Origin of the sequence: Nitrosomonas sp. Nm166 (assembly GCF_900112825.1) — a bacterium.
GTDB lineage: Bacteria > Pseudomonadota > Gammaproteobacteria > Burkholderiales > Nitrosomonadaceae > Nitrosomonas.
Genome location: NZ_FONE01000089.1, coordinates 1 through 3,458 on the forward strand (window position 1 = coordinate 1; position 3,458 = coordinate 3,458).

The window sequence follows — 3,458 nt, forward strand, 5'->3', positions numbered from 1 at the left end:
TCTTGGTCGAGATAGAAGATTCTCAATGACCTTCGTATAGGTCAAACCACTGCGAGTCCCCCGGCAAAGCCGGGGGCTTACCTCACTGAGTTATTACTGGTCACGCAGTTTGTGGAATTGAAATTGTTGATTACCAGATCAAAGATATTAACGATCTTCTTGATCGTTGAACTACTCTGCATCCTAAATTCCACGACGGAATCGCGCTGCGGTGGGTTCGATTTTAAGAGATAATCTGCTAGCTGTACCGATTTTACGCCCTGCTGCGACTTGAGATATACTTCGATTTCATCAAGTGACCGCGCTAGAAATTGCAGTGGCCAGCGTCTTTTGGAAAACCTCAAAATCGACAGTCGAGAGTAATTCACCGCCCATCTCATTGCTTCCGTAAATTGATATGTAATCGGCTTGCTTATTTCCATTAACATGAGCTGGACCGCCAGCAGTATCTAAGATACGAGAGAGCCGGTCAGATTTTCCACGGGAAGTCTCGAGACCAAATTGATGAGGGAGATGGGGAAATGTAAGAAGTTTCTCTTCCATGCTCCCCCTTTTCTAAACATTGAACCACAGTTCGTGGATGTGGCTATCGTTATCCGGTAAACCACATGCTGTGTGCGATCGACATCCCAAGTGTAGCCAGCAGGATCGCCGACAGCGATGGGTACACCAGCAGCAAGAGTCAGGCCGTTGGCCGTTGTGATGCCACACCTAAAAACGAAGAGCTTGAATTGGGATTATAAGAATGAGCGTAACCGTACAGAAAATTCTGATAAGTTGGACGAAAATTTAAGACTGTTCATACTCTTAAATGTAAGGACAACCAGCGCCAGCCAAAGTGCACTCTCACTTAGTCGGATGGCTGGAGGTGCTTATCCCAATGCGCCAGTTAATTTCCCCCTCATCCTCGGCGCAATGGGCCCTTTCCTCTCTATGAGCGGGACTGTTTTGGAGTTAAAAGACTCTCCTGTAGCCATACTACAGGCTCCCAACAAAGCAGTTCTGCTCACCCATTATATCAAACCATTCTAAGTTTAAATCTTGACCCAAAAAACATTCATTGCCTTTACGTGTAGTACCGCACAGAAAAGGGTTGCGATAAAGAAAATAATAAAATTATTTATGTATGCAATATTATGTGAATAAGGCAGAGTGCTTCCACGCGCTTAGTCGGACGTCTGTAGAATTTTTCACTCACTGCGCTATTCCTACCTCTACCTTCCCTCGCAGTATTAAAACACGCAGAGTTCATGCTAGTTAGCGATATTGTACTGAACGAATTAAGAGTTTTTATTCCTACCGGTACTGAGCCGTCTGACGCAAAAATCATCAAGAGGATATAAAAGATGAAAGACCGTAGAGAACAAGAAGGTACTAAATTGTTTAAGGCTATGATTATGGTAATAGCAGCGCTAATTGCACTTTTGGCACTATTAGACTGGCTTAGGGGATATTAAAGGCTCTAGACTAACAGATTGTATCTGCTAGTCTAGAGCCTACTAAATTACCCAAAAACCAGTTATGCAGAGGTCTCAAATGTTTAGATAGAAATAAGCAAATAGCTTAGGTTCTGTTGACATTTTAGCGAAGCCAAATTAATGCTGAGACAAACCATATAAACCCCATGTAATTTCCAGCCATTTTTTCATAGCGTGAGGATATTCTTCTGTAATGCTTAATTTTATTGAAGAAACACTCAATCAAACGACGCTCTTTATAAACGAACCAATCACAATCTCTTGCATTGATTCGATTGCTGCGAGGCGGAATAACAGGCTCAATACCTTTTTCAGTGAGCGCTTGAATAAAAGCATCGCTATCATAACCTTTATCACCCACCAGAGCGGCTGCGCCTTCTGCCGTCAGAGCCAACAAATTCTCAGCTTGCCCGGTATCGCTAGCTTGACCGCCAGTCAGGATATACTCATTGCACTTCAAATTTCGGCACTCAAGCGCAATCGATAATCTAAAAATTATCGGTCAACAAGGAACGTAGTGCTTCCTTATAGCGCTCTGAAGCAGCAAAAAATCATCGCAGGCTCGCTTGAACAAGGCAAAGGTTTCATAGTACTTGCCATACAGAATTTCTTTTTTGAAGAATCGCCAGTAGCGCTCAATCAGATTCAGATTGGGCGCATAGGGCGGCAGGAAGATCAATTCGATTTTTGAATCTGACAAGTATTCAGTGACGACCTGTGAGCGATAATAACGGGCATTATCGCAGATGACGTAAATACGGGCAGCAGCGGGATGTTGTTGCTCGATCTGTTGTAACAACTCTACCGTAGATTGTGCATTGATAGTGTCATCATAGCGAATGACCGGACATAGTCCAGCGCAATCGATAGCACCGTTGATGTTGATGCGTTGCCGACCTGTGCTGCTGGGAATTTCATGGTCCTGGCCACGTTTGATCATCCGTATCCAGCGATTGGATTGTGCTGCGGATGCGTGGCGTCCATGAAATAAATCGGATCATCCGGCGCCTTTTTTGCTTTCAGGGTTTGATAGTGTTCAACAAAATCCTTTTGCTGCTCAGCATTGGCTTTGCCTGGAATCAACCTGGGCTTTTTGTAAACATAGCCCAATCGATGTAATAATTGTGTCATGCCGCTTTCGCTATAAGCAATTTGCCACCTCGGCTTGACGTAATGCGCGATTTCTTTGGCCGTAAGACAGAGATTCTCACGTAGATGCTGATCCAGCAACCGCTGCGTTCCTCTGTAAGCGCAGCGTCACTGCCGCCATCGTCATTTCTCTGCAAGGCGCCCAGACCGCGCCTTTGCGATATCGCCTAAAGTGATTGCGGACAGTTTCACGGTCAATCAACAGGGTTTGTGCAATCTTTGTGACCGACTACCCTTTACCTAACAGATAAACAGCCTTAACCCGATCGGCATAACGCTTATCGGTGGCATCCCATAAAACCGGAGAATGGTTACCTTGGGTACATGTTGCCATTGGTAACCTTAAAGCATTCTTGTTTGGAACATACCACGGCGTAACGTCAAAATACTTACAAGAGTATCTGAACGAATTTTGTTACCGTTTTAACAGAAGAGCATGGGAAGCTCAATTACCATCCAGACTCCTCAATGCGTGCCTGACCCATACTCAAGTGAAACTGAAAATGGTATAGAGGCATAAACTGAAATTATGGAAGCCATCTCATGTAGATAACGTGAGTTCGACATAAGGATCACATCAGTACGACTGGAAGAGCTTGTGAGGATCTGATATTAAGGGAGGGTTTCTTCTCGCGGAATGTGTAAGCTGCCAGCCCGGCTATCAGATTAACAAAGAAGTTAAATGGGCTACGATGACAAGAATGCTCGATTTGCGAGATGTTTTTCAGTTGATCGCTGACAGGCTCAATGATCGAGCGTTTACGCAACAAGAGTTTGTCAAATAGCGGCAACAACCTGTTTTTCATGTTCCTGCGCACCCTGGTGACGAGC

At 44.6% G+C, this 3,458-nt stretch carries 6 protein-coding genes and 1 pseudogene; 2 read left to right on the plus strand and 5 right to left on the minus strand.

Annotated elements, in window-relative coordinates; translation table 11 throughout:
- Window positions 1-291: 291 nt before the first annotated feature.
- Window positions 292-543, minus strand: coding sequence for a hypothetical protein (locus tag BM021_RS14615; RefSeq protein WP_090721717.1), 252 nt, complete (start codon window positions 541-543; stop codon window positions 292-294).
- Between the two features lie 65 nt (window positions 544-608).
- Here BM021_RS14615 and BM021_RS16375 point away from each other — a divergent pair, with 65 nt between their 5' ends.
- Window positions 609-743: a hypothetical protein gene (locus BM021_RS16375; protein WP_256207956.1), complete on the plus strand. Its 135-nt coding sequence runs from the start codon at window positions 609-611 to the stop codon at window positions 741-743.
- Window positions 744-1,581: 838 nt separating this feature from the next.
- Here the strand turns inward: BM021_RS16375 and BM021_RS14625 are convergent.
- Genes BM021_RS14625 through BM021_RS15375 form a run of 3 tightly spaced genes read right to left on the minus strand, consistent with a single transcriptional unit; the run spans window position 1,582 to window position 2,708 of the window.
- Complete coding sequence (locus BM021_RS14625; protein WP_177186397.1) at window positions 1,582-1,938, minus strand: transposase; 357 nt, start codon at window positions 1,936-1,938, stop codon at window positions 1,582-1,584.
- Between the two features lie 42 nt (window positions 1,939-1,980).
- A complete protein-coding gene (locus BM021_RS14630; RefSeq protein ID WP_143074367.1) occupies window positions 1,981-2,418 on the minus strand; it encodes an IS630 family transposase in 438 nt (145 codons plus the stop codon).
- Entirely contained in the window at window positions 2,415-2,708 is a 294-nt protein-coding gene (locus tag BM021_RS15375; RefSeq protein ID WP_143074368.1) for a winged helix-turn-helix domain-containing protein, read from the minus strand. The genes BM021_RS14630 and BM021_RS15375 overlap by 4 nt, the downstream gene beginning before the upstream one ends.
- A 209-nt stretch (window positions 2,709-2,917) precedes the next feature.
- On the opposite strand from BM021_RS15375, the pseudogene BM021_RS14635 reads away from it, so the two are divergent.
- Window positions 2,918-3,139, plus strand: a pseudogene (locus BM021_RS14635) (transposase); the annotation flags it as partial.
- 60 nt (window positions 3,140-3,199) lie between these two features.
- Here BM021_RS14635 and BM021_RS14640 read toward each other — a convergent pair.
- Window positions 3,200-3,458: transposase (locus BM021_RS14640; RefSeq protein ID WP_218147887.1), on the minus strand; the 259-nt coding region annotated here is incomplete at its 5' end.